Raw genomic sequence first — 24704 nt, forward strand, 5'->3', positions numbered from 1 at the left:
CCCGACGCTACCGGCCGCCCCGTCGCCCCGGCGATTACGCCCGGGGTAATGGACGAGGGGAGGGGCCGGTCGCGAGAGTGTCCCCGTCCACCCCGTCCGAGGAGGCCGAATGACCGTCCAGATCACCCCCGACCAGCTGACCGACGCCATGCCGTTCGCCCGCGCGCTCGGCGTGGAGATCGACACCGCCGGGCCGGAGGAGGTCACCGGGCACCTGGACTGGGCGCCGGACCGCTGCACCGCCGGCGGCGTGATGCACGGCGGCGCGCTCATGGCGCTCGCGGACACGCTCGGCGCGGCGTGCGCGTTCCTCAACCTGCCCCCCGGCACCTCCACCACGACGCTGGAGTCCAAGACCAACTTCTTCCGCGGGGTGAAGGGCGGGCATGTCCGCGGCGTCGCGCGCCCGCTGCACACCGGCCGCACGTCGATCGTCGTCCAGACCGACCTGTTCGACGCCACCGGCCGCCGCGTCGCCCAGGTCACCCAGACGCAGGCCGTGCTGCGCCCGTAACGCCGCGCACCTTTACGTTGTAGATTTTTTTACGACGTGCTCGGCGAAGAAGGCGAAGATGCGGTCCCAGCCGTCGGCGGCGTTCTCCCGCCCCTTGCCGAGCCCGAAAGCGATCTTCGCCACGGGGCCGAGGGGCGCCCCGGGGGTGAAGTCGGTGAGGAAGCCGTGCCCCGTCCGCGGATACTCCTTCACGTCGTGCGTGACGCCGGCGGCCGTGAGGGCCCGCTCCAGCTTGGCCGCGGCGCCGCGCAGGGTCGGGTCCGCCCCGCCGTAGCTGGCGACGATCGGGCAGGCGCCGCGCAGCGACTCCTCGGGCCTGCGCGGGAGGATCGCGTAGTTGGCGGCGGCGGCCGTGAAGTCGTACTTCGCCGCCGCGACGAGCGCGAACCCCCCGCCCATGCAGAACCCGCACACGCCCACGTCGCCGGTGCAGTCGTCCCGGCCGGCGAGCCAGGCGCGGGCGGCCTCGATGTGGTCGTAGGCGGGGCCGCGCCGGGCGCGCATGTCCCGCATCGCCTTGGTGACGCAGCGGATCCACGGCGCGCCGCCGTACAGGTCGGGCAGGACGGCGATGTAGCCGTTGGCGGCGAACCGGTCGGCCTGGGCGCGCATGTCCGCGTTCGCCCCCATCGCCTCGAACACGATCACGACGCCGGGCCAGGGCCCCTCGCCCTCGGGGACGGCGAGGTACCCCGGCAACTCACGCGCCCCCACGGGAATCCTGATGTCAGACATAGCGTCCAATAATCGCCCCCGCACACACCGTGCGTCCAGGCCCAAGGCACACGACCTGCGGACGACAACGTGTACCTCGACCGCCTTGCCATCTATGTCCGCCGTGAAAGCCCGGACGCCGCGGTCGCCTTCCACTCGGCGGTCGGGGGCACAGCACGGCGAGGCGGTCACCGACTCTGAAGTCGAACGGCTCCCGAAACCACGGCCTTGCCGGCCCGCCGTACGAGAAGAAGCCCGTGCGGGACGGCCACGGAATGGATTCCGCCCGCATACTCTTCGAACCCGTCGTGATATCCGGCCTCGTCCCAATACCGGCTCGGCTGACCACGTCCGTGGTTGATCAATGGCCTGTTGCGTTTGGCCACCAAGGAGACGACATACGTCGCGCGAAGGTTGTGGAATGATTGCCCGTTGGGCATCACACGCGGCAGTCCGGTGCGGTCATCGACGCGGACATTGGCGCTGATGCCCGCTTTGATGGCAAGTGTCTGCAGCCCTCCGGCCAGTTCAGTGGACGCGGTGTAGATCACCCTGTGTCCGTTCTTAGGATGCGTGGTTCCGTCGCCCTCGACCATCGCATCGATGAAGATCCGAAGGACCTCCGGGGTCCAGCCGTGCGCCACCTGAGGCACCTTCTTGTCGACCGCTCGCCCTAGCTGGGCCAAGAAATCGCGCAGGGGGGCGCACTGGGTTCGGACGCATCCATGGCCGGAAACCGGGACGTAAGCCGGAAGACCTAATTCTCGCACCACATCCGTCATCGCATCGAGCGTCGGCCCCCGATTCTGCGCAAGGACGATCTGGTGCCCGTTGATGGATCCTTCGGATAGAAAGTAGCCAAGAAACCGAGCAAAAGGTCTAGAGGGAAACGACAGGCCCGCGTAGGCGCGCTGGCAGCGCGCACCGTTGTCGGAACGCGTCCAGATCCGGCTAGTCGCGGGTATCTCTACATCCACGTCGGATCCGCAGTGCCATCCTGCCGTCTTCTCGTACCCAATGCGCTTGTGCAGAAGCGCGTTCGGCGTCTCGACGGCGAATGACTGCTCTCCCCGTCGGGCCGCGCGAGTGTCGACCCGACGGACCCAAAGTGGATGGTCGGCACCGACCAGCAGATCAATCTGCTCTGATCTGACACGGTACATGGGGCCACGAAAGGCGCGGTGGAACACAGCGGTCGCCCGCTGATACTCCAACGCACCGGTGGCCGGATCGACGGTCCCGAAGCTTTCGGATCCGTCCACCAATGGCCAGGGTTTCCACCCGCCTGCTGTCAGCACGTCCGTCCGGTCGTCGTAGCCGCTCCCCCACACCCGCCACCTCCGCGACTCTCAGTCCCATCACGGTGACAGTGAATCACCGAGGACCGACAGAACACGTTCGCGAACATGTGGAGCGGGCGGACGTCACGTTCGCTCGGGGCTCGAACCTAAGGGCAGACGCGGCCGTTGGCCTCGAAGGCGGCGTGGGTCAGCGGCATCAGCTTCGCCCACTCCTCCTCCATCAGCTCGGCCACCATCTCGATCTCGCGCTGCGGGAACGAGGGGAAGGTGGCGTCCTCCCGCTTGACGCGCAGGGACAGGAAATTCATCAGTGCGCGCGCGTTGCAGGTCACGTACATCGAGGAATAGAGCCCGACGGGGAGAACGCTCCTCGCGACCTCACGCGCGATACCGGCGTCCAGCATCTCCGTGTAGGAGCGGTACGCCTGCCGGTAACTCTCCTTCGTCACCTCCGTGACGATCTTGTGCTGCTCCGGGGTGCCGTCCACGAAGACGTACTTGCCCGGCTTGCCCTCCTGGACCAGCTTCCTGTCGGGCCCCGGCACGTAGAAGACGGGTTCCAGTTTGCGGTACCGACCGCTCTCCTCGTTGAAGGAGAAGGTCCGGTGCCGCATCTGCTCCCGGAACACGAAGATCGGCGCCTTCACATAGAAGGTCATCGACGAGTGCTCGAACGGGGTGCCGTGCCTGTCCCGCATGAGGTAGTTGATCAAGCCCTTGGAGCGTTCGGGATCGGCCTCGATCTCCGCCAGGGAGTTCTCGCCTTTCGTCGACACCCGTGCCGCCCACAGCACGTCCGCGTCCGAGGCGGCGGATTTGATCAATTCCACCGCCACGTCGCTGCGGAACTCGATGCCCATCGCTTCGTCGTCCGTCATCGGCTTCCCCCTCGAGTCGACTCCATCGCCTCCGCAACCCTAGCGGCGACGACCGACATCGAGCCGATGCGGGTGTCACGTACGACCCTGGATGACGCTCGTGGTGGTGTGGCGCAGACTGGAGGGGTTCGTCCTGGTCGAGGAGGTTGGATGGGGTCGGAGTTGAAAGTGCTGGGGGCCTGCCCGCTCGACTGTCCCGACGGGTGCTCGTGGGTGGTCACCGTCCGGGACGGAGAGGCGGTGGGGCTGCGGGGCAACCCGGACCATCCGTACACGCGCGGGGCGCTGTGCGCGAAGGTCAACCGCTGGCTGGAGCGCGCCGCGCAACCGGACCGGATCCTGTATCCGATGCGGCGCGTGGGCGCCAAGGGCGAGGGCCGGTTCGAGCGGATCGGATGGGACGAGGCGCTCGACGAGATCGCCGGGCGGCTGGAGCGGATCGTCGGTGAATACGGCGGCGAGGCGGTCTGGCCGTACTGGGGGACGGGCACGCTCGGCTACCTGCAGGGCCTTGAGGGCTGTTCGGGCCGCCGGTTCTTCAACGTGCTGGGAGCGTCGGCGCACGACGCGAACATCTGCTCGGCGGCCGGCAACGCCGGGATGGCCGAGGCGGTCGGGTCGCCGGGCGGCATGGACCCCGAGGACCTCGCGCACTCCGGGCTCGTCCTGCTGTGGGGCACGAACCCGCTGACCAGCGGCCATCACGTGTGGAAGTTCGTGCAGGACGCGCGGAAGGCCGGCGCGCACCTGGTCGCGATCGATCCGGTCCGGACGCGGACGGCGCGGCAGGCCGACGAGCATCTGGCGCCGCTGCCCGGGACGGACGCGGCGCTCGCGCTCGGGCTGCTCAACGTCATCGTCCGCCTCGGCGCGCAGGACGAGGACTTCCTCGCGCGGCACACGCTCGGGTGGGAGGAGTTCCGGGAGCGGATCGCGGGCTTCCCGCCCGAGCGGGCGGCGGAGATCACCGGTGTCCCGGCAGAGCGGATCGTCGCGCTCGGCGAGCGGATCGCCCGGACGCGCCCGACCGGCATCCGCGCCACGCAGGGCCTGCAGCGGCACGCGGGCGGCGGCGCGGCGCTGCGGGTGATCGCCGGCATCCCGGCCGTGACGGGCGACTGGGCCAGGCGGGGCGGCGGGGTCGCGTTCTCCACGTCCGGGCACGTGAAGCTCGACAAGCCGGCGCTCTGGCGCGACGACCTGCGGCCCGGCCCGGTGCGGACGCTGTCGATGAGCCGGCTGGGCGAGGGGCTCCTGGACGTCCAGGACCCGCCGGTGAAGGCCCTGTTCGTCATCGCGGCGAACCCGGTGGGCAGCACGCCGCACCAGACCAAGGTGCGCCGGGGCCTGGCCCGCGACGACCTGTTCACGGTGGTGATGGAGCAGTTCCCCACCGACACCGCCGACTACGCCGACATCGTCCTGCCCGCGACGGCGCAGCACGAGCACGCCGACCTGCACGAGGGGTACGGGCACCTGTACCTGACGTGGAACGAGCCGGCGGTGGCGCCGCCGGGCGAGTGCCTGCCGACGACGGAGACGTTCCGGCGGCTGGCGCGCCGGATGGGGCTGGACGAGCCGTCCCTGTACGACTCCGACGAGAGCCTCGCCGAGCAGCTCCTCGCCTCGGACCATCCGTGGATGGCCGGGATCACCCTCGACCGGCTCCGCAAGGAGGGCTACGTCCGCATGTCGGTCCCCGACCCGTTCCTGCCCTACGCCGAGGGCTTCCCGACCCCGACGGGCAAGTTCCAGTTCCGCTCCCCCGCCGCCGGGCTCGCCGGGTACGTCCCGCCGGCGGAGGTGGCGGACGCCGAGCGGGCCGAGCGGTACCCGCTCGCACTGGTCTCGGCGGCTTCGCACGAGTTCCTCAACACCCAGTTCGCCAACAACCCCGAGCTGAGGCGGCGCTCCGGCGGCCTCTCCGTCCAGATGCACCCGGACGACGCGCAGGCGCGCGGGCTGAGCGACGGCCGGAAGGTCCGGGTCGGCAACGACCGGGGCGCGTTCGAGGCGGTCCTGAAGGTCACCGACCAGGTCAGGCCGGGCGTCGCCGCGACCGGCAAGGGGCACTGGGCCAAGCTGTCCGGGGGCGCGAACGCCAACGCCGTCGTCGACGAGCGCGACACCGACCTCGGCGGCGGCCCGGTCTTCCACGACACCCGCGTGGAGATCACCCCCATTCACGATTGATCGCCAATATTCAGTTGAATTCGCCTGCCTCCGGCTGATCTCCTAGAGCCATCGCCCTTCCGGTGCGAAGGCCACAGGTTCCTTCCCTGTTTAGGAAACACGACACCCGAGGCCATGTCTGATCTCGGAAGGGCCCGACAACTCCAGAGCGTGCCCGGTGCGCAGGTGAGGGCTACTTCGTTTTAGGAACGAGAGGTTGCGGGTTCGAGTCCCGCCGCACGCGCCGTGCGCGGGCGTAGCTCAATCGGCAGAGCGCTACGTATCCTTCGCCGTCCTGATCTCGGGCACGACCTCTGGCCATAACCGAATAGAAAACGCACCTCCCGGTGCGCAGGCGAACGGATACTTCAAGGTTCGACTCCTTGCAGCTCCACCCATGGGGCTGCGCCCGTCCGGCGGGCATCCCGTACGCCGACTTTGATCTCGGGAGGGAGCACTTTTCGCGGGTGCCCGGTGCGCAGGCAACGGATACTTCCTTTCCAATCCATGGGTCGTGGGTTCGACTCCCACCGTCGCCTTGTGCGGCGTAGCTCAGTCGGTAGAGCAATGGCAGCGACCGTGGCCGACCCTGATCTCGGGCACCTCCGCGAACTTCCAAGGGCTCCCTCCATTGAACGGAAGGGAGCCCTTGCTCATGGCGAAGTTCAACCGCACCGCGGTCCGCGCGGCCGTCTCCAGCGTGATCCGCACGGAGGCGACGCCGTCCGGCCGCACCCATGAGGGCGCCCCCGGCTACGCCCGTGACGCCAAGGGCGAGCTCTTCCTGCTCGCGGTCGCCAACATGGTCGGCGATAAGACCTTCTACGAGTCCGCCGGCGACCGCGACGCCCGCTTCCGCGACCTCGTCCACCAGGTCGCGGTCGACGACGCCGAGTGGATGGCCGGCTTCCTGCCGTGGCTGCGCGGCGAGGCCAACATGCGCTCCGCGCCGGTCGCCGCCGCCCTGGAGGCCGTCCGGGCGCGCCTGGCCGCCGGGCTGGCCGGCGGGAACCGGCAGCTCGTGGCGAGCGTCCTGCAGCGCGCCGACGAGCCGGGCGAGGCCCTGGCGTACTGGACCTCCACCTATGGCCGGGCGATCCCCAAGCCGGTCAAGCGCGGCGTCGCCGACGCCGTCCGGCGGCTCTACACCGAGCGGTCCCTGCTGAAGTACGACACGGGCACGCGCGGCTTCCGCTTCGGCGACGTCATCGACCTCGTCCACCCGGCACCGGCGGCGGACAAGCCGTGGCAGGGCGCCCTGTTCGAGCACGCCCTCGACCGCCGCCACGGCCGCGACGAGCCGATCCCCGACCGCCTGGAGATCCTCAGGGCCGCGCAGGCGCTCGCGGCCCTGCCCGTCGAGCGGCGCCGCGAGCACGTGCTGAACCCGGAGCTGGTGACCTCGCCGGGCGGCCTGGCGGGTGCCGGCTTCACCTGGGAGCGGCTCGCCGGGTGGCTGCAGGGTCCGATGGACGCCGCGGCCTGGGAGGCGATCATCCCGTCCATGGGCTACATGGCGCTGCTGCGCAACCTGCGCAACTTCGACGAGGCCGGGGTGAGCGACGCCGTCGCCGAGCAGGTCGCGGCGCGGATCGCCGACCCCGCGCAGGTCGCGCGGTCCCGGCAGTTCCCCTTCCGGTTCTTCTCGGCGTACATGGCGGCGCCCTCGCTGCGCTGGGGCCACGCCCTGGACAAGGCGCTCACGGCCGCCACGGCGAACGTCCCCGAGTTCGAGGGCCGCACCCTCGTCCTGGTGGACACGTCGGCGTCGATGACCGGTGTGGGCGTCTCGGGACGGTCGACGATGACGTACGCGCAGATGGCCGCCCTGTTCGGCGTCGCCCTCGCGGCGCGCGGCAACACGGTCGACCTGCACGGCTTCGCCGACGGCACGTTCCGCCACGACGTCGGCCGGGGCGCGTCGGTGCTGCGCGAGGTCGAGCGGTTCGTCGACCGCATCGGCGAGGTCGGGCACGGCACCCGCATCGCCGACTCGGTTCGGGCGACCTATGCGGGCCACGACCGGGTCGTCATCCTGTCGGACATGCAGACGTTCGGCGGCGGCTGGGCGGGCGATGTCACCGGCGCCGCACCGAAGCACGTCCCGATGTACGGGTTCAACCTGGCCGGGTACCGGCACGGCGCGATGCCGACCGGCTCGGGCACGCGCCACGAGCTGGGCGGCATGACCGACGCGACGTTCCGGATGATCCCGCTCCTGGAGGCGGGCCGGAACGCCGACTGGCCATGGAAGTCCCTGACGACGTGAAGCGTGATGATCTTCTGGGCCGATACGGTGTGGTCCGGAGGATTCGATGACGTTTCAGGCCGATACCGGTGCCCTGCTCGACCGGGCCCGCAGGTACGAGCGGCAGGGCCGGTCCGCGGAGGCCGCGGCCGCGTTCGCGAAGGTCGCCGAGGCGATGGAGGCGCACGGCGACCTGATGTCCGCGGTCGCGGTGCGGGCCCGGCAGGCGCGCGCGCTGGCCGCGGCCGGCGGCACGGGCGAGGCGCAGCGGCTCCTGGACATGCTCGACCGCGGCGCCGCGTCCCTGCCCGCCGAGGTCCGGGCCGGCCTGGACGCCCAGGCCGCGCACGTGCTCGCGGCGGCCGGGCGGACCGGCGAGGCCGCGCGGCGCGCCTGGTCGGCGATGTCGGCGTTCGGGGCGCTGCACGACCCGAAACGGGCCGGGGCGGCGGGCGTGCACGCGGCACGGCTCATCCTGAAGGACGCCGGGCCGCGCGGGGCGGAGCGGCCGCTGCGCGAGCTGCTGGCGCAGATGCCGCCGGGCGGGGACGACCACCGGCAGGTCGCCAGGCTGCTCGCGGACGCCGAGCGGCGCCCGGACCGGGACCACGACGTCCTCGTCACCGACCCGGACAGCGCCGCGTGGGGGCGTCTCGCCGCGGCCCTGGCCGTGGGCGCGCACCTGGCCGTCGGCAACGGGGTCGCCTGGAACACCCTCGCCGACCGCGGCGCACGTGACGACCGGGTCCTGCTGGAGCGCGACTGGGGCATCACCGACGCCGAGGGCTGGCGCGAGCAGATGGACGCGCTGCTCGACGCGCAGAACAGCGACCCGGCCATCCAGATGGTGCTCGACCAGCGCGGGCGCGGCACCGGAGAGCGGGCGTGGCGCGAGGCGATCACCGCCTGGTGCCGCGAGCGCGACATCTCCGACGAGACCGTCCGGCAGGTCGTGGAGCTGTCCGGCCAGATCCTGCGGTACGAGGCGCGGTTCCGGGCGGACGGCCTGCTCCCGCCGGACGGCCTGGTCGAGAGCGTCTACGGCTACGACTTCGGGCGCGCGGTGAACATGGCCCGCTGGGGGCTGAACGCCGGGTACTGCGACGCCGAGGAGGCCGAGAAGTGCGTCCTCACCGCCGGGCACCGCGCCCACCAGGTGTATCCGTCGTGGGGGTCGTTCGCGGCCGGGTACATCCTCGGCCGGATGCTGCGGTTCGACGAGGGCGAGTTCGGCGAGTGGTACGAGCGCTCGCTCGCCGGCCACCGCGTCCTCGCCGAGGACCCCGACAGCCCGTGGCGGCGGATGGCCTGGGGCTGACCGCCCCGCCGGCCCGTCAGACGAGCGCGTCGATGTCGGCGATGATCGCCTTGCGGCCGTCCTCGTCCAGGGACGAGGCGGTCACGGCGTTGCGGGCCAGGGCGGCGAGCTCGGCGGGGCCCAGCCCGAACACCTCGGCCGCGACGCGGTACTCGCCGGTCAGGGTCGTGTTGAACATCGGCGGGTCGTCGCTGTTCAGCGTGACGAACAGGCCCTCCTCCAGCATCCGCGGCATCGGGTGCGCGGCGAGGTCGGCGACCTGGCCGGTGCAGACGTTGGACGTCGGGCACACCTCCAGCGGCAGCTGCGTCTCGCGCAGATGCTCGATGAGGCGGGGGTCGTCCATACAGTTGATGCCGTGTCCGATGCGCTCGGCGCGCAACCCCTCGATGGCCTCCCAGATCGTCTCCGGGCCGGACATCTCCCCCGCGTGCGGGAGGCTGCGCAGCCCGGCGGCGCGGGCGGCGGCGAACGCGTCGCGGAACGCGTCCCGGTGCGGCGGGCGCATCTGCTCGATGCCGCCGATGCCGAAGCCGACGAGCGCCTCCGGCGGGTGCCGCAGCGCGTGGTCGAGGGTGCCGCGGGCGCCCTCGGCACCGAACTCGCCGGGGATGTCGAAGATGTAGGCGACGCGGATGCCGAGCCGGTCGCGGGCCTCGCGCACGGCGTGGTCGAGGGCCTCGGTGACCGCGGGCATCGGCATCCCGGCCCGCTGGTGGGTGTACGGGGTGACGGTCAGCTCGACGTACCGGACGTTCTGCGCGGCGAGGTCGCGGGCGACGCCGAAGACGAGCGTCCCGACGTCCTCGGGGGTGCGGACGAGGCTGGACACGGCCTCGTACACCTCGGCGAAGTGCGGGAAGTCGCGGAACTCGTAGAAGGCGCGCAGCTCGCGCTCGTCCACGGGGACCGGCCCGTCCGGGTGGCGGCGGGCGAGTTCGAGGACGGTGGGGACGGAGGCGGAGCCCACGAGGTGGACGTGGAGCTCGACCTTCGGGAGGGCGTCGATGAACGCCGCGGTGGTGGTGTTCTCGGTAGGCACGCCGCGAAGCTAACAGTCCGCCGACCTGCCGGGACAGCCGAACCCGACGAATCTCCCAGGAAATTGTCAAGAACGCCCCACGATGGGGCAGGATGGTGCCGTGCGTGCTGCTCGGCTGATCTCCGCGGTGCTCCTCCTCCAGTCTCGGGAGACGATGACGGCGGCGGAGCTGGCGCGCGAGCTGGAGGTCTCCGAGCGCACGGTGTACCGCGACATGGAGGCGCTGTCGGCGGCCGGCGTCCCGGTCTACGCCGACCAGGGGCGCGGCGGCGGGTACCGGCTGGTCGGCGGGTACCGGACGCGGCTCACCGGGCTGACCCGCGAGGAGGCCGAGGCGCTGTTCCTGTCCGGGCTGCCCGGACCGGCGGGCGACATGGGCCGCGCGGAGGCGCTGGCCGCCGCCGAGCTGAAGGTCCTCGCCGCCCTGCCCGCCTCGATGCGGGACGCGCCCGCCCGTGCCAGCCAGCGGTTCCACCTGGACGCGCCCGGCTGGTTCGGCGAGACGGGCCCGCCGCCGCTGCTGCGCGACCTCGCCCGCGCGGTCTGGGAGGACGAGACCGTCGACCTGCGCTACCGCCGCAAGGACTCCGAGGTCGCGCGGACGGCCGAGCCGTACGGGCTCGTCCTGAAGAACGGCACCTGGTACCTGGTCGCGCGGGTCGGCGGCAGGACCCGCACCTACCGGGTGGACCGCGTCACCGCCGTGCGGCCGACCGGCGAGCGCTTCGACCGGGACGAGGGCTTCGACCTCGCCGCGCACTGGGCCGAGCAGGCCGGCGTGTTCGTGCGCTCGCTGCTGCGCGAGGAGGTCACCGTGCGGCTGAGCCCGGCCGGGATGCGCGCCCTGCGGTACTCCGTCGAGCCGTACGCCGCCCGGCGGGCGGCCGAGGAGGCCGGCCCGCCGGACGAGCGGGGATGGGTGGTGACGGCCCTGCCCGTGGAATCGGCGGTCGTCGCGGAGTCCCAGCTCATGCGGCTCGGCCCCGAGGTCGAGGTGCTCGCTCCGCCGGAGCTGCGGGAGCGCATGGCCGGCAACGCCGCCCGGCTCGCGGAGCTGTACCGGGCGGCGTCCCCGCGGGACCCGGGTCCTACCGGTAGCCGGTGACGTCGGCGGGCAGGCCCGGGCCCTCGACCTCGACGATGTACCGCCAGGCGTCGGGGCGGCTGCCGTCGGCGTCGGTGAACCCGTACACCTCGGCGAGCCCGCCGCTGGACAGGGAGGCCCCGTTCCAGCGCGCCCGGTCGGGGTCGGCGGCGAGGGCGGCGACGGCGCGCCCGACGTAGACCGGCGACTCGGAGATCGCGAAGTGCGGGACCTTCTCGGTGGCGTCGCGCCAGGTCTCCTCGGTGACGCCGAAGTGGTCGAGCATGGCCTCCGAGCGCAGCCAGCCGGGCGTGAGGGAGAGGGCCGTCGCCCCGTGGGGGGCGATCTCCTCCGACTGGGCGAGCGCCATCCGGATGACGGCGCTCTTCGCAAGGTCGTAGAAGAACCCGACGTCCTTGCGGTACTTGGCGTTGTAGTCGGCGGTCCCGTCGGTCACCTCGATGACGAGGCCGCCGGGCTCGCGGATCAGCAGCGGCAGGGCGTGGTGGCTGGTGATGGCGTGGGTGTCGATGGCCAGGCGGAGCATGTGCAGGCCGTCCTCGAGGGACTGCTCCCACAGAGGCTTGTCGAACTCGAAGAGGTGGTCGCCACCCCACACGTCGTTGACCAGCACGTCCAGCCGGCCCCGCTCGGCGTCGATGCGAGCGACCAGCGCGGCGACCTGCGCCGGGTCGAGGTGGTCGACTCGGACGGCGATGCCCTCGCCGCCCGCCGCCGTGACCAGCTCGGCGGTCTCCTCGATCGTCTCGGGACGGTCCATCTCCGACCGGTGCTCCCGGGTGGACCGTCCCGTCACGTACACGGTCGCGCCGGCGGCGCCGAGCTCGGTGGCGATCCCTCGCCCCGCCCCGCGCGTCGCCCCGGCGACCAGTGCGGTCTTTCCTGTCAGTGCACGGCTCATGGGGACGATGCTGGCACCGAACCCTGACAGGTCACGTCAGGGTTTCGTCCCGACCGCGCGGTTTTCGGTCAGGTGAAGATGCTCACCCCGCCGGGCCCCACGAGGAGTCCGACGACGATGAGCACGATGCCCCAGATCAGGTCGCGCCGGGCGAGGATCACGTAGATGCCGGCGATCACCAGGATCACCGCGATGAGCCACAGGATTGTCATCATGGTTCCGGGGGTCCCCCCGGAGAACGCCAAGAAACACCCAATTAGGAGTGGGATGTCCAAAAAGCCCATTTTGGACGCGGGAGGGAGGGCGGACCCTCCCTCCCGCGCCCGGATAACGGCGATCATCCACGCCGGTCGGTGCCGCGCGATGTGGCCGGAACCCAGTCTTCCCCAGCCCCCTGAGCCGCGACAGGACCTTCAGGACCATTCCGCGCACCGTCCTCTAGTGCCTCGGAACTAGGGCCGGATCCACTCGGAGGACGGCCGCCCTCAGGGCCGGCACAGGCTCAGGACGTTGGCCACGACGCGGTGGCCCGCCCCGCCCGCCGCGGTGAGGATCGACTCCGGGTGGAACTGGACGGCCCAGCGCCGCCGCCGCGGGTCCTCGATCGCCATCACGACGTCGCCCGTCACCGCCGTCACCTGGAAGCCCTTCACCCGGTCGGGGGTGGCGTGCAGCGAGTGGTAGCGGGCGGCGGTGAAGTCGTCGGGCAGGCCCGCGAACAGCTCGCCGCCCGTGACCTTCACCTGGCCGGGCTTGCCGTGCGACGGCTCGGGCAGCAGCGCCAGTTCGCCGCCGGCGTGCTCCACCATCGCCTGCAGGCCGAGGCAGACGCCGAAGACCGGCAGGCCCCGGGCGTCCAGCTCGTCGAGGAGCGCGCGGGTGCCGAAGTCCTCAGGACGCCCCGGGCCGGGCGACAGGACGACCAGGTCGGGAGCGTGCTCGTCCAGCATCCGCACCGGGAAGCCGTGCCGCAGGGTGACCACGGACGCTCCGTGCTGGCGGAAGTAGTCGGCGAGCGTGTTGACGAACGAGTCCTCGTGGTCGACGAGGAGCACCTTCAGGCCGTCGCCGGGCTGCCCGGGAAGCGGCGCCTCCTCCGCAACGGCGGCCCCGGCGGGCCGGTGCGCGGCCGCGAGCGCGCTCAGCAGCGCGCTGGCCTTCAGGTGGGTCTCGCGCTCCTCCTCGTCGGGGTCGGAGTCGTACAGCAGCGTCGCCCCGGCCCGGACGGTCGCGACGCCGTCGCGGATCTGCGCGGTCCGCAGCGTGAGGCCGGTGTTCATCGAGCCGTCGAAGCCGACGAAGCCGACCGCGCCGCCGTACCAGCGGCGGGGCGACTCCTCGTGGTCCTCGATGAACTGCATCGCCCACGCCTTCGGCGCGCCGGTGACGGTGACCGCCCACATGTGGGTCAGGAAGGCGTCCAGCGCGTCGAAGCCGGGGCGCAGCCGACCCTCGATGTGGTCGACGGTGTGGATCAGCCGCGAGTACATCTCGATCTGCCGGCGGCCGAGGACCCGCACGCTGCCGGGCACGCAGATCCGCGACTTGTCGTTGCGGTCCACGTCGGTGCACATCGTCAACTCGGACTCGTCCTTCGCGGACGACAGGATCGTGCGGATCTGCTCGGCGTCCTCCAGCGCGTCGGAACCGCGCCTGATCGTCCCGGCGATCGGGCAGGTCTCCACGCGGTCCCCGGTGACCCGCACGAACATCTCGGGCGACGCGCCGACCAGGTACTCCCCGTCGCCCAGGTTGAACAGGAACTCGTAGGGCGCGGGGTTGGTCTCCCGCAACCTCTCGAAGAAGGCCGCGGGCGCATCGCAGCGCCCGTACATCGCGTGCCCGGGCGTGACCTCGAACAGGTCGCCGCGCACGAACTTCTCCTTGGCCTCCCGGACCATCCGCGCGTAGACGCCGGGGACGGGCTGGGCCGGCAGTTCGGCCCGCGGCCGGACGGGCGTCGCCTCGGTGTCGCGCGGCAGCCCCTCCGTGCTCGCCCCGCCGACCTCGAAGTCGTAGGAGATCCGGTGCGAGGTCTCGCGCTTGCGGTCGACGACGACCATCTCGTCGGCGAGGTGCAGGACGAGGTCGCGCTGGTCGTCCGGCCGCTCCAGGCGGGTTCGCAGCGGCTCGAACTGCAGCGACAGGTCGTACCCGAAGGCCCCGTACAGGCCGAGGTGCGGGTCGTCGCAGCGGAACAGGTCGACCACGGCGCGCACGGCGGTGAAGACCGTCGGCTGGCGGCTGCGCTCCTCCTCGGTGAAGAACTCCTCCGAGGGCGGGACGAAGACCTCGAACAGATCGGGCTCGTCCGCCCGCACCTCACCGGTGCCGCGCAGCGCCTCGGCCAGCGCCGGCAGGACGACCCGGCCGCGCCCGTTCAGCGGCCGGACGGCGACCGTCCGGCCGCGGGCGACGATCTCCAGGCAGGGATCGACGTAGGCCATGTGCCAGCGGCTGTAGCGGCCCGGATACTCCATGCCGGAACTGAGCACCCCGCCGCGCCGCCCGCCCACGGCGGCGACGAGCGCGTTCAGCACGCTGGACTTGCGCTCGGAGTCGACCGGGATCGCCGTACGGGTCACCCGTACGCCCCCGGCCGTGACGAAATCGCTGGTCAGCGGCTGCTGTGAGACGGTCTCCACCGTGGTGGCCCCTCATGTCGGGCCCCACCCAGACGGCGAAACGAGAAAACGACCGCCGGGTGAGGACGGTCGCCTGGTCTGGAACACGCACGAACCGGCGCCGCCTCAGCGGCGCCACCACCACCGGGAGGCTGCGGTTCGCATGCGGCCGAGGTTACCATGGAGCCGGCGGCAAGGGATCACTTACGGCACGGAGCGGCGCCCCATGACCAGGAAGAACACCGAGTTCGAGCTGCGCGGGGTCAACCATCTCGCGCTGGTCTGCAGCGACATGAAGCGGACGGTGGACTTCTACGAGGGCGTGCTCGGCATGCCGCTGATCAAGACGATCGAGCTGCCGATGGGGTGGGGGCAGCACTTCTTCTTCGACTGCGGGGGCGGCGACGCCCTGGCCTTCTTCTGGTTCCCCGACGCCCCGGAGCCGGTCCCCGGTGTGTCCGCGCCGAAGGACCTGCCCGACCGGGGCGAGCTGGTGTCGGCCGTCGGGTCGATGAACCACATCGCGTTCGACGTCCCGCCCGAGCGCATCGAGGAGTACCGCGACCGCCTCATCGCCAAGGGGGTCGACGTCGGCGTCCTGCTGAACCACGACGACAGCGAGTTCGGCGTCGCGCCGGAGAACCACGACGGCGTCTTCGTGCGCTCGATCTACTTCAAGGACCCCGACGGCATCCTGGTGGAGTTCGCCGCGTGGACGCGCGAGCTGGATCTGCCCACCGACGTGCGGCACGAGCCGAAGACCGCCGCGGAGCGGACCGTCTGACCGCCCCCTGACCATCCCCTGACCGGCCGTATCCGGCTTTGACCTGGACGTTCCCGCAATGGACCGATCCATCCAAGTCGTACCGCGGCCGAGATCGAGCTGTGATCCGCGGGTGTGTAGGCTCACCCGGCCGCATACCCGGGCACGGCCCCCGTTTCGCGAACCGGACGGACCGTGCGCGGGCGAGACGAGGAGGACCCCTTGGCTCCCGACACAAACAAAGAACCGGCCCCGGACCAGCCCCCTCCCGGGGACGCGCGCTCCGACCGGAGCGCCTGGAACTGGCTGCTGGTCGTCCCGGTCGTGGTCCCGCTGCTGACGCTCCTCTACAACAGCGACAGCCCGCGGCTGGCCGGCTTCCCCGCCTTCTACTGGATCCAGCTCTCCTTCATCCCGCTCGGCGTGGCCTGCACGGTCATCGTCTACCAGATGACGAAGAAGCGGGGCTGAGCCGATGGCGAGCGACCACATCACCGAGATCACCGTATTCGCCGTGCTCTTCCTGCTCGTCAGCGGGATGGGCTTCGTCGCCGCCCGGTGGCGGCGGCCCGACACCATGCACAACCTCGACGAGTGGGGGCTCGGCGGGCGCAGCTTCGGCAGCTGGATCACCTGGTTCCTGATCGGCGGCGACCTCTACACCGCCTACACCTTCGTGGCCGTCCCGGCCCTGGTGTTCGGCGCGGGCGCGGCGGGCTTCTTCGCCGTCCCGTACACGATCATCGTGTACCCGCTGGTGTTCCTCGTGCTGATCCGGCTCTGGTCGGTGTCGCACGTGCACGGCTTCGTCACGCCCGCCGACTTCGTCCGGGCCAGGTTCGGCTCGCCGACGCTGGCCCTCGTCGTCGCGATCACCGGCATCGTCGCCACGATGCCCTACATCGCGCTGCAGCTCGTCGGCATCGAGGCGGTGCTGAAGGCGATGGGCGTGAACGGGCACTGGCCGATCATCATCGCGTTCGTCATCCTGGCGGCCTACACCTACCAGTCCGGCCTGCGGGCGCCCGCGCTCATCGCGTTCGTCAAGGACGTGCTGATCTACCTGGTCATCATCGTCGCGGTGCTGTACATCCCGGCCAAGCTCGGCGGCTGGGGTGACATCTTCGACGCGGCGAAGGACAAGTTCGACAAGACGCCCGCGCCCGGCGACGGCATCACGATCGCCGGCAGCGGCCAGCTGAACTACGCCATGCTGGCGCTCGGCTCGGCGATGGCCCTGTTCCTGTACCCGCACAGCATCACCGGCGTGCTGGCCAGCAAGAACCGCAACGTGATCAAGCGGAACATGGCGGCGCTGCCCGCCTACAGCTTCGTGCTCGGCCTGATCGCGCTGCTCGGCTACATGGCCATCGGCGCGGGCGTCACGCCCGTCACCACCGACGGCAAGGCCGACACCAACACCGTGGTCCCGGTCCTGTTCGACCGCATGTTCCCGGACTGGTTCGCCGGCGTGGCGTTCGCCGCCGTCGGCATCGGCGCGCTCGTCCCGGCGGCGATCATGTCGATCGCGGCGGCCAACCTGTTCACCCGCAACATCTACAAGGAGTACATCCGCCGCGACGCCGACGCGAAGGAGGAGGCGACCGTCAGCAAGCTGGTCTCGCTGATCGTCAAGGCCGGCGCGGTGGCGTGCATCCTCGCGCTCGATCCGGAGTTCTCGATCGACCTGCAGCTCATCGGCGGCGTCATCATCCTCCAGACCCTGCCGTCGGTGGCGCTCGGGCTGATCACGCGCTGGTTCCACCGCGGCGCGCTCATCGCCGGCTGGGCCGGCGGCATGGCCGCGGGCCTGTGGATGCTGTACCAGATCCCGAACCCGGCGAAGGGCAAGGAGCACTTCGGCGGCTCGGCCTACCCGCTGAACGACCTCGGCCTCGACACCAAGATGACGGTCTACGCCGGAATGCTGGCGCTCGCCGTCAACGCGGCGGTCGCGGTCGTCGGCACGGTGGTCTGCAAGGCCGCCAAGCTCGCCGACGGGGAGGACGCGACCCGCGGGTCGGACTACCTCGCCGACGAGGGCGACCCGAAGGTCAAGGACCTGGAGCTGTCCGCCAGCACCTGACCGGCGCCCGCCGGCCACGCAGACGGCCCGGTCGTCCGCTCACGCGGACGGCCGGGTCGTCTTCTTTTCGGCTCTTGACAGGCGGACGGGTGAACATCCATGGTTTGTGAACGATCACGTTAACGTTAATGTGACTCAGTCGACAACGGAAGGCCCCCGCGCATGAGGACCCCCCGTCCCCCCGCCCGCCCCGCGCTCAGGACCGCCACCGCCGCCCTCGCCGCCCTGCTCGTCCACGGAGCCCTGCTCGTCCCCGCCGGCGGCGTGCAGGCCGCGCAGAACGCGCACCGCAGGCTCGACCTGCGGATCGCGACCTACAACACCTGCGGGCACGGCTGCCTGCCGACCGAGCAGGAGTGCGTCGACACGATCGGGCGCGACTGCGCGACCAAGCTGGCCCCCTGGGCGGACGGGCGCGCCGCCCGGGTCGCCGACGACATCGTCCGAGCGCGCGCCGGGGTGGTCGTCACCCAGGAGATCGGCAACAACGCGACCCCGACTCAGCCGGGCGTGGACGTCGAGTCGTTCCGCGCGCCGCTCACCGCGGCGATGCGCGCCCGCGGGTACGCGGAGGCCCCCGCGGACTACGCCGGCACGCGGCACCCGCAGGAGGGCTACCCGCTGAAGTCGGGCGCCGGGCGGTTCACCTACTACGACGCCCGCCGCTTCTCCCACCTCGACGAGCGCGGCAGGGCGCTCCCCCACGACCTGCTGTGGCTGCCGGACTCGACCGAGATCTACGGCAAGACCATGACGTGGAACACCCTGCGCGACCTGCGCACCGGGATGCGGTTCGTCGTCGTCGACATGCACCTGGAGTACCGCAAGAACGGCGCGACCGACCCGAACGGCTGGACGAAGAACTGGGACGAGGTCCGCTACCTCGACGCGCGCCGGACGGCCGAGTACCTCACCCGGGACAATGCGTACACGCGGCGGCTGCCGATCGTGTTCGCCGGCGACATGAACTCCGCGTCCAAGGAGGAAGGGCACAGCGCCCACGACGCGTTCGCCGACGTCGGCTACGCCGACGCGTTCGAGGCCGCGCCGGCGAACCGCCGGACGGGCGAGGAGTACGCCTCCTTCAACGGCGGCAAGATCCCGCTGCCGAGGTCGGCGGACAAGATCGACCACATCTTCGTCAGGAACGGCACCCGCGTCCTGCAGTGGACGCTCGTCCCGCAGACCACCGCCCAGGCCGGGGAGCCGCGCGACCTGCTGCGCTCCGACCACAACATGATGCACGCCACCGTCAGGATCCAGGAGCCAACCCGATGACGATCCCCGCGAGCGAGCGGTCACTGGCCGCGGAACTCCGCCGGGCCGACCCCGCCCTGTCCCGTTTCGACCCGCTGGACAGGATCCTCGTCCACGACGACTTCAACACCGGGACGCACGGCTGGATCGAGCTGCTCGGCAACTACGACGGGCACGGGAACCTCGACACCGTCGACGACCACATGCGCGACTTCCGGCCGCCGCAGCTCAGCTCCTGCACCTTCTTCGACGTCGGCACGCACGGCGCGATGTCCGGGACGTACGCGCTGAAGGTCGCCACCCGACCGCTCGCCGGCCACACCGGCGTCGCGATCCGCCGGCTGACGATGGCGGGACGGGGCCGCGTCCAGTTCGAGGCCTACCTGACGTTCAAGACGGAGGCGGCGTCGGAGGAGAACCAGGCCGCGGGCAAGGCCGGGGCCGGGCCGTGGGACGCGAACCTGCACCCGTCCGAGCAGCAGTTCGGCGCGTTCACGATCGCGACCGACATCTGCGACGGCGTCCGGTACCACTGCGTCGCCCGGTACCTGAACACCGACGTGGAGAACGACCTCCGGCGCGAGTGGGTGTACCCGACGGTGCCGGAGCCGACGCCGCGCGAGCACTTCGAGGGCAAGATCAAGCTGCCGCCGACCGCCGACTTCACCGCCCCGGACCCCGCCGACTGGAAGCCGTTCGGCGGACCGCAGGAACTCTGCTACAACGAGGTCCCGACCAAGGTGAACTGGCACTACGTGCGCTGGGTGATCGACACGAGCACCAGGTCGAACGTCGAGCTGCAGGTCAACGACACCGTGTACGACATGCGGGACGTGCCGGTCCCGCCGTACGACGAGGAGTACGGCTCCCTGCAGAACCTGCTCAACTTCTACGTCTCGGTCAGGACGCACACCGACGTGCGCAACTTCCTGTACCTGGACTCGGTACTGATCTCGGTGGACTGGTGAGGAGCCCCGGAAGCATGCGCGAGTCGTTCACGGCCGTCCTGGAGCGCAACCGCACCCTGGCGGGCGAGTTCGCGACCGAGCCCTACGAGGTGGCGTGGGCCGCCGAGGCGCGCTGGTTCATCCGGACGCTGGAGCGGACCGGGACCGGCACCCGGATGCGGGTGACCACGCAGGTCTCCCCCGACGGGCTGCACTGGTGCGACCTCGACGCCGAGCGGGAGGTGTCCGGCGACCTGGCCACCTGGGAGTCGTCCGGGTTCGGCGGCTGGCTGCGGCTGAAGGGCGCCGTCGAGGGCGAGGCCGGGGACGGCGCCGAGGCGGCGGCCAAGGTGATGATCTACCTCGCGCTGAAGAGCTGAGGGGGGACCGTCATGGACGTGCGCAGGCGCGAGTTCCTCGCCCTGGCCGGCCTGGCCGCGTCGGCGGTGGCGCTGGGCGGCTGCGGCCGGCCCGGCGGCGCCGGGGCCGCGCCGGACGGATCGCTCCGGGCCGCGTTCGGGCAGCCGGTCACCGATCTCGACCCCTACAACGCGGGGACGGCGGTCGACGAGGCCTCGCTGATCGTCAAGCGGCTGGTGTTCGACACGCTCGTCCGGTACGAGGCCGGACGGCTCGTCCCGGGCCTCGCCACGTCCTGGCGGCGGGCGGACGAGACGACGTGGGTGTTCGAGCTGCGCCCCGGCGTCCGCTTCCATGACGGGAGCCCGCTCACCGCGCGGGACGTCGTCGCCTGCCTGGAGCGGACCAAGGCGGTGAAGTCGGCGCAGTCCGCGCTGTGGGCGACGGTGAAGTCCGCGCGGGCGGACGGCGACCACCGCGTCACGTTCGTGACGGACGGGCCGATGGGCACGCTGCCGGTGAACCTGACGCTGCTGTTCATCGTCCCGGCGCGGCTCGTCGCCGACCCCGCGCAGAAGCGGCGGCCGGTGGGCTCGGGACCGTTCCGCGTCACCGGGTTCACCCCGTCCACCGCCGTGGAGCTGGCCCGGTTCGACGGGTACTGGGGCGGCCGGGCCGGGCTCCCCGGGATCTCGATGCCGTTCATCGCCGAGACCTCCAGCGCGATCACGGCGCTGCGGAACGGGGACGTCGACCTGCTGTGGCCCGTCCCGTCCGACCAGCTCGCCGAGGTGCGCGGGGAGCGCGGCGTCAGGGTCGAGACCGTGCCGAGCTGGACCTACTACCTGACGTGGTTCAACTGCGGGCGGAAGCCCTTCACCGACCCGCGCGTCCGGCGGGCGATGTGGCAGGCGCTCGACCTGGAGGAGATCGTCGGGAGGCTGTTCGGCGCGGGCGCCGAGCGGATGCGCGCGCCGATCCCCTCGACCGTGTTCGGGTACGCCGGGCAGCCGCCGTACGGGCACGACCCGGACGCGGCCCGCAGGGCGCTGCGGGAGGCCGGGCTCGGGGACGGGTTCGAGACCACGATGATGTGGTTCGACGCGACCGGTCCGCTCGCCCGCGAGCTGGCCCAGTCGATGATCTCCGCGTGGGACGCCGTCGGCGTCAAGGTGACCCCGCAGAGCATCGAGAAGGCCCAGTGGCTGCAGCGCCTCAACTCCCTCGACTGGGACATGGAGCTGCAGACCAACACGGTGACGACCGGCGACGCCGCGTTCACGCTCGGGCGGCTCTACACGTCCAAGGCCGACCGGATGGGCTACAAGAACCCGGCGCTGGACAAGGTGCTCGCCGAGGCGGGGCAGTCCGCCGACGCGAAGCGGCGCGAGGAGCTGTACGCCCAGGCGTGCAAGACCATCTGGGACGACGCGGTCGGGATCTTCCCGGCCACGCTCACCACCGCCTACGGGCTGCGGAGCGGGCTCACCGGCTTCACCCCGGCCGCGAACAACCAGCCCGACCTGTCCACGGTCAGGAGGACCCCATGACCCCCCGCCGTAGGGCCACCCTGCGCGACATCGCCGCCGCCCTCGACCTGTCGGTCAACACCGTGTCCCGCGCCCTCTCCGGCAAGGACGCGGTGAGCGCCGAGACCCGCGAGCGGGTGCGGGCCGAGGCGGAGCGGCTCGGGTACGTGCCGAACACGATGGCGCGGTCCCTGGTGCAGGGCAACGCGATGACGATCGGCCTGGTGATCACCAACCCGTCCAACCCGTTCTACGCCCGGCTGATCAGCGCGATCGAGGAGCGCGGGCGGGTGCACGGCTACGCGCTGATGCTGATGGTCACCGAGGACAGCGTGGAGAACGAGCGCCGCGTCGTGGACGAGCTGATGCGCTGGGGCGTGGACGGCGTGCTCGCCGTGCCCGTCCAGCACGGGTCCGACCACTGGGAGCGGCTCCGCAAGTCGGGGACGCCGGTGGTCCTGCTCAACCGCGACCTGCCGGACCTGGACGCCGACCTCGTCGGCGTCGACTACTACGACAGCGCCCGGCAGGCCACCGAGCACCTCGTGGCCGGCGGCGCCCGCGACCTGTACCTGGTCGAGGAGGACCTGGACATCTCCCCGGTGGCCGAGCGCGTCCGGGGGTTCCGGACGGTCCTGGACGAGCACGGCGTCACGGTCCGCGACGACCACATGGTCAAGGTCCCGACGCGGCGCCGCGAGGCCAGCTCGCAGCCGTGGGACCCGGTCGACTCCTACGAGATCGGGCGGGAGCTCGCCGCGCGCATCGAGCCGGGCGCGGCCGTCCTGGCCGGCAACGACTACTTCGCGCTCGGCGTGTACCGGGCGTTCACCGAGCACGGGCTGCGCATCCCGGGGGACGTGCGGGTCGCCGGCCACGGCGACCACGCGTTCGCCGCCTACCTCGCGCCGCCGCTCAGCACCGTCCGGCTGCCGGCCGCCGACGTCGGCGCCACGGCCGTGGACCGGCTCCTCGAGCGGATGTCGGGCGAGGCAGCGGCGGGCTCACCGCGGCAGACGCTGCTGCCCGCCGAGCTCGTCGTGCGCGCGTCGTCCCGGGCTGGAGGCGGCTGATGGGACGGTTCCTGCTCAGGCGCGCCGGCCAGGCGCTCATCGTGGCCTGGGGCGCGATCAGCCTCGTCTTCGTCGTCGTCCGCGTCGTCCCCGGCGACCCCGCGACGCTGATCCTCGGGCCGGACGCGAGCCCCGCGCAGCTCGCCTCCGTGCGCGCCGACTTTGGTCTCGACGATCCGCTGTGGCGCCAGTACATCGCGCACATGGGCGAGGTGCTGCGGGGCGACTTCGGCGACTCGTGGCGGCTCGGCGGCGGCGCGATGGGCGCCGTCCTCGACCGGTTCCCCGCCACCCTGTCCCTGGCCGCGCTCGCCCTGGTCATCACGCTCGCGGCCGGCTACCCGCTCGGCATGCTGTGCGCGCGGCGGCCCGGCGGCGTCCTCGACTGGACCGTCTCCACCGGGTCGCTGATCGGCCAGGCGGTGCCGTCCTTCTGGCTCGGGATCGTGCTGATCCTGCTGTTCGCCCGGCAGCTGAACTGGCTGCCGAGCACCGCGGGCGGCGGGCCGGAGGCGGTCATCCTGCCGTCGGTGACGCTCGCGCTCCCCTTCGTCGGCTGGCTCGCGCGGCTCGTCCGCAACGGGGCGCTGGAGGAGAGCGGCAAGGACTACGTCCGCACCGCCCGCGCGAAGGGCACCGGCGAGGGCGCGGTGATGTACGTGCACGTGGCGCGCAACATCGCCCTGCCCGTCGTCACCGTCCTCGGGCTGCTGATGGGCAACTTCATCGCCAACGCCGTGATCGTGGAGGTCGTCTTCTCCTGGCCGGGCATCGGCTCGCTGATGGTCGACGCGATCACCAACCGCGACTACGCCGTCGTGGAGGCGGCGATCGTGACCATCACGGTCTCCTACATCGTGCTGAACCTGCTCGTCGACGTCCTCTGTGTCGCGCTTGATCCTCGTCTCACTCCGGAGAACGCATGAGCGAGGCGAACCGGGGGGGCGTGGGGGTCGCCCCCCACAAGGAGGAAGTATGAGTGCCATTGCTCCTGCCGCGATCGCGGCGCCGGATGTCCGGCGGCGGAGAAGGAGGCTGCCCGCGCGGGCGTGGGCCGGGCTCGGGATCGTCGGCGTGTTCGTCCTGGCGGCCGTGTTCGGGCCGATGCTGCTGCCCTACGACCCGGTCGCGACGGACCTGCCGCACCGGCTGCTGCCGCCCGGGTCGCGGCTCGGCGACGGGTCGGTGGCGTGGCTCGGCACCGACCAGGTCGGCCGGGACATGCTCACCACGCTGCTCGCCGGGAGCCGGGTGTCGCTGCTGGTCGGCACCGCCACCGTCCTGATCGGCGGGGCCGCCGGCCTGGTGGTGGGGCTCGTGTCCGGGTACTTCGGCGGCTGGGCCGACACCGTGCTGTCCCGCTTCGGGGACATGCAGCTGGCGTTCCCGTCGATCCTGCTCGCCATCCTGATCGCCGGCGTCCTCGGGCCGAGCGTCACCAACATCGTCATCACCCTCGCCGTGACCCGCTGGGTGATCTTCGCCCGGGTGGTGCGGGCGTCCGCGCTCGCCACCCGGGACCTGGAGTTCGTCGACTCGGCGCGGGTGCTCGGCGCCGGGCACCTGCGGATCCTGTTCCGGCACGTGCTGCCGTCCTGCTGGCAGCCGCTGCTGGTCGCCGCCACCGTCCAGATCGGCCTGGTCATGGTGGCGGAGGCGTCGCTGAGCTTCCTCGGCCTCGGCATCCCGCCGGACCAGGCGTCGTGGGGCGCGACGGTCTCGGCGGGCCGCGACTACCTCGGCTCCGCCTGGTGGATCTCCACGATGCCGGCGCTCGCGCTGGCGGCCGTGGTCACCGGCGTCGGCATCGTCGGCGACGCCTTCCGCGACCTGGCCGATCCGCGGGCCCAGATCTGATGGCGCACGTTCCTG

Annotated in this window: 22 protein-coding genes and 2 tRNA genes; 17 read left to right on the top strand and 7 right to left on the bottom strand. The window is 71.6% G+C overall.

What is annotated here, in order from left to right:
• Positions 1-109: 109 nt before the first annotated feature.
• Positions 110-514 (top strand): PaaI family thioesterase, encoded by a 405-nt coding sequence (locus tag ABGB11_RS09390; RefSeq protein WP_347630920.1) that lies wholly within the window; start codon positions 110-112, stop codon positions 512-514.
• A 12-nt stretch (positions 515-526) separates the two neighbouring features.
• Here ABGB11_RS09390 and ABGB11_RS09395 read toward each other — a convergent pair whose 3' ends face one another.
• The 3 genes from ABGB11_RS09395 to thyX all read right to left on the bottom strand — a co-directional run bounded on the left by ABGB11_RS09395 (position 527) and on the right by thyX (position 3407).
• Positions 527-1249, bottom strand: a complete 723-nt coding sequence (locus ABGB11_RS09395) for a dienelactone hydrolase family protein (RefSeq protein ID WP_347630922.1) — start codon at positions 1247-1249, stop codon at positions 527-529.
• Between the two features lie 167 nt (positions 1250-1416).
• Positions 1417-2490 (bottom strand): LAGLIDADG family homing endonuclease, encoded by a 1074-nt coding sequence (locus tag ABGB11_RS09400; protein ID WP_347630924.1) that lies wholly within the window; start codon positions 2488-2490, stop codon positions 1417-1419.
• Positions 2491-2675: 185 nt separating this feature from the next.
• Positions 2676-3407 (bottom strand): FAD-dependent thymidylate synthase, encoded by a 732-nt coding sequence (thyX, locus tag ABGB11_RS09405; RefSeq protein ID WP_347630926.1) that lies wholly within the window; start codon positions 3405-3407, stop codon positions 2676-2678.
• A 150-nt stretch (positions 3408-3557) separates the two neighbouring features.
• Between thyX and ABGB11_RS09410 the strand changes: the two genes are divergently transcribed.
• From ABGB11_RS09410 to ABGB11_RS09430, 5 genes are all read left to right on the top strand, one after another.
• Entirely contained in the window at positions 3558-5600 is a 2043-nt protein-coding gene (locus ABGB11_RS09410; RefSeq protein WP_347630927.1) for a molybdopterin oxidoreductase family protein, read from the top strand.
• A gap of 148 nt (positions 5601-5748) precedes the next feature.
• Positions 5749-5823, top strand: a tRNA-OTHER gene (locus ABGB11_RS09415).
• Positions 5824-5835: 12 nt separating this feature from the next.
• Positions 5836-5973: transfer RNA gene (locus ABGB11_RS09420), tRNA-OTHER, on the top strand.
• 261 nt (positions 5974-6234) lie between these two features.
• On the top strand, positions 6235-7848 hold the full coding sequence (locus ABGB11_RS09425) for a TROVE domain-containing protein (protein WP_347630928.1): 1614 nt from the start codon (positions 6235-6237) through the stop codon (positions 7846-7848).
• Between the two features lie 46 nt (positions 7849-7894).
• Positions 7895-9145 (top strand): DUF1266 domain-containing protein, encoded by a 1251-nt coding sequence (locus ABGB11_RS09430; protein ID WP_347630930.1) that lies wholly within the window; start codon positions 7895-7897, stop codon positions 9143-9145.
• A 16-nt stretch (positions 9146-9161) separates the two neighbouring features.
• Here the strand turns inward: ABGB11_RS09430 and add are convergent, their stop codons facing one another.
• Entirely contained in the window at positions 9162-10187 is a 1026-nt protein-coding gene (gene add / locus ABGB11_RS09435; RefSeq protein WP_347630932.1) for an adenosine deaminase, read from the bottom strand.
• Between the two features lie 100 nt (positions 10188-10287).
• Here add and ABGB11_RS09440 point away from each other — a divergent pair, with 100 nt between their 5' ends.
• Complete coding sequence (locus tag ABGB11_RS09440) at positions 10288-11292, top strand: YafY family protein (protein WP_347630934.1); 1005 nt, start codon at positions 10288-10290, stop codon at positions 11290-11292.
• Here the strand turns inward: ABGB11_RS09440 and ABGB11_RS09445 are convergent.
• The 3 genes from ABGB11_RS09445 to ABGB11_RS09455 all read right to left on the bottom strand — a co-directional run bounded on the left by ABGB11_RS09445 (position 11276) and on the right by ABGB11_RS09455 (position 14838).
• Positions 11276-12193 (bottom strand): SDR family oxidoreductase, encoded by a 918-nt coding sequence (locus ABGB11_RS09445; protein ID WP_347630936.1) that lies wholly within the window; start codon positions 12191-12193, stop codon positions 11276-11278. The genes ABGB11_RS09440 and ABGB11_RS09445 overlap by 17 nt on opposite strands.
• A 68-nt stretch (positions 12194-12261) precedes the next feature.
• Complete coding sequence (locus ABGB11_RS09450) at positions 12262-12408, bottom strand: GPGG-motif small membrane protein (protein ID WP_165978571.1); 147 nt, start codon at positions 12406-12408, stop codon at positions 12262-12264.
• A 270-nt stretch (positions 12409-12678) separates the two neighbouring features.
• Complete coding sequence (locus tag ABGB11_RS09455; RefSeq protein ID WP_347630939.1) at positions 12679-14838, bottom strand: anthranilate synthase component I; 2160 nt, start codon at positions 14836-14838, stop codon at positions 12679-12681.
• Between the two features lie 205 nt (positions 14839-15043).
• Between ABGB11_RS09455 and ABGB11_RS09460 the strand changes: the two genes are divergently transcribed.
• The 10 genes from ABGB11_RS09460 to ABGB11_RS09505 all read left to right on the top strand — a co-directional run bounded on the left by ABGB11_RS09460 (position 15044) and on the right by ABGB11_RS09505 (position 24689).
• Positions 15044-15601, top strand: a complete 558-nt coding sequence (locus ABGB11_RS09460; protein ID WP_347630941.1) for a VOC family protein — start codon at positions 15044-15046, stop codon at positions 15599-15601.
• Positions 15602-15802: 201 nt separating this feature from the next.
• Entirely contained in the window at positions 15803-16051 is a 249-nt protein-coding gene (locus tag ABGB11_RS09465; protein ID WP_347630943.1) for a DUF3311 domain-containing protein, read from the top strand.
• Between the two features lie 4 nt (positions 16052-16055).
• Complete coding sequence (locus ABGB11_RS09470; protein WP_347630945.1) at positions 16056-17666, top strand: sodium:solute symporter; 1611 nt, start codon at positions 16056-16058, stop codon at positions 17664-17666.
• 162 nt (positions 17667-17828) lie between these two features.
• On the top strand, positions 17829-18944 hold the full coding sequence (locus ABGB11_RS09475; RefSeq protein ID WP_347630947.1) for a hypothetical protein: 1116 nt from the start codon (positions 17829-17831) through the stop codon (positions 18942-18944).
• Complete coding sequence (locus ABGB11_RS09480; RefSeq protein WP_347630949.1) at positions 18941-19891, top strand: DUF6772 family protein; 951 nt, start codon at positions 18941-18943, stop codon at positions 19889-19891. Before ABGB11_RS09475 ends, ABGB11_RS09480 begins: the two co-directional genes overlap by 4 nt.
• Before the next feature lie 14 nt (positions 19892-19905).
• Entirely contained in the window at positions 19906-20250 is a 345-nt protein-coding gene (locus ABGB11_RS09485) for a hypothetical protein (RefSeq protein ID WP_347630951.1), read from the top strand.
• Between the two features lie 12 nt (positions 20251-20262).
• Complete coding sequence (locus ABGB11_RS09490) at positions 20263-21780, top strand: ABC transporter substrate-binding protein (RefSeq protein ID WP_347630953.1); 1518 nt, start codon at positions 20263-20265, stop codon at positions 21778-21780.
• A complete protein-coding gene (locus tag ABGB11_RS09495) occupies positions 21777-22832 on the top strand; it encodes a LacI family DNA-binding transcriptional regulator (RefSeq protein ID WP_347630955.1) in 1056 nt (351 codons plus the stop codon). The genes ABGB11_RS09490 and ABGB11_RS09495 overlap by 4 nt, the downstream gene beginning before the upstream one ends.
• Positions 22832-23758, top strand: a complete 927-nt coding sequence (locus ABGB11_RS09500; protein ID WP_347630957.1) for an ABC transporter permease — start codon at positions 22832-22834, stop codon at positions 23756-23758. Before ABGB11_RS09495 ends, ABGB11_RS09500 begins: the two co-directional genes overlap by 1 nt.
• A gap of 49 nt (positions 23759-23807) precedes the next feature.
• Positions 23808-24689, top strand: coding sequence for an ABC transporter permease (locus tag ABGB11_RS09505; protein ID WP_347630959.1), 882 nt, complete (start codon positions 23808-23810; stop codon positions 24687-24689).
• Positions 24690-24704: the final 15 nt, after the last annotated feature.

Origin of the sequence: Actinomadura sp. B10D3, assembly GCF_039871695.1 — a bacterium.
GTDB lineage: Bacteria > Actinomycetota > Actinomycetes > Streptosporangiales > Streptosporangiaceae > Spirillospora > Spirillospora madurae.

Bases quoted from the DNA above. Each gene is read 5' to 3' on its own strand.
- ABGB11_RS09390 (WP_347630920.1), top strand. From the start codon at position 110: ATGACCGTCCAGATCACCCCCGACCAGCTGACCGACGCCATGCCGTTC.
- ABGB11_RS09395 (WP_347630922.1), bottom strand. From the start codon at position 1,249: ATGTCTGACATCAGGATTCCCGTGGGGGCGCGTGAGTTGCCGGGGTAC.
- thyX (WP_347630926.1), bottom strand. From the start codon at position 3,407: ATGACGGACGACGAAGCGATGGGCATCGAGTTCCGCAGCGACGTGGCG.
- ABGB11_RS09410 (WP_347630927.1), top strand. From the start codon at position 3,558: ATGGGGTCGGAGTTGAAAGTGCTGGGGGCCTGCCCGCTCGACTGTCCC.
- ABGB11_RS09425 (WP_347630928.1), top strand. From the start codon at position 6,235: ATGGCGAAGTTCAACCGCACCGCGGTCCGCGCGGCCGTCTCCAGCGTG.
- ABGB11_RS09430 (WP_347630930.1), top strand. From the start codon at position 7,895: ATGACGTTTCAGGCCGATACCGGTGCCCTGCTCGACCGGGCCCGCAGG.
- ABGB11_RS09445 (WP_347630936.1), bottom strand. From the start codon at position 12,193: ATGAGCCGTGCACTGACAGGAAAGACCGCACTGGTCGCCGGGGCGACG.
- ABGB11_RS09450 (WP_165978571.1), bottom strand. From the start codon at position 12,408: ATGATGACAATCCTGTGGCTCATCGCGGTGATCCTGGTGATCGCCGGC.
- ABGB11_RS09460 (WP_347630941.1), top strand. From the start codon at position 15,044: ATGACCAGGAAGAACACCGAGTTCGAGCTGCGCGGGGTCAACCATCTC.
- ABGB11_RS09470 (WP_347630945.1), top strand. From the start codon at position 16,056: ATGGCGAGCGACCACATCACCGAGATCACCGTATTCGCCGTGCTCTTC.
- ABGB11_RS09475 (WP_347630947.1), top strand. From the start codon at position 17,829: ATGAGGACCCCCCGTCCCCCCGCCCGCCCCGCGCTCAGGACCGCCACC.
- ABGB11_RS09480 (WP_347630949.1), top strand. From the start codon at position 18,941: ATGACGATCCCCGCGAGCGAGCGGTCACTGGCCGCGGAACTCCGCCGG.
- ABGB11_RS09485 (WP_347630951.1), top strand. From the start codon at position 19,906: ATGCGCGAGTCGTTCACGGCCGTCCTGGAGCGCAACCGCACCCTGGCG.
- ABGB11_RS09490 (WP_347630953.1), top strand. From the start codon at position 20,263: ATGGACGTGCGCAGGCGCGAGTTCCTCGCCCTGGCCGGCCTGGCCGCG.
- ABGB11_RS09495 (WP_347630955.1), top strand. From the start codon at position 21,777: ATGACCCCCCGCCGTAGGGCCACCCTGCGCGACATCGCCGCCGCCCTC.
- ABGB11_RS09500 (WP_347630957.1), top strand. From the start codon at position 22,832: ATGGGACGGTTCCTGCTCAGGCGCGCCGGCCAGGCGCTCATCGTGGCC.
- ABGB11_RS09505 (WP_347630959.1), top strand. From the start codon at position 23,808: ATGAGTGCCATTGCTCCTGCCGCGATCGCGGCGCCGGATGTCCGGCGG.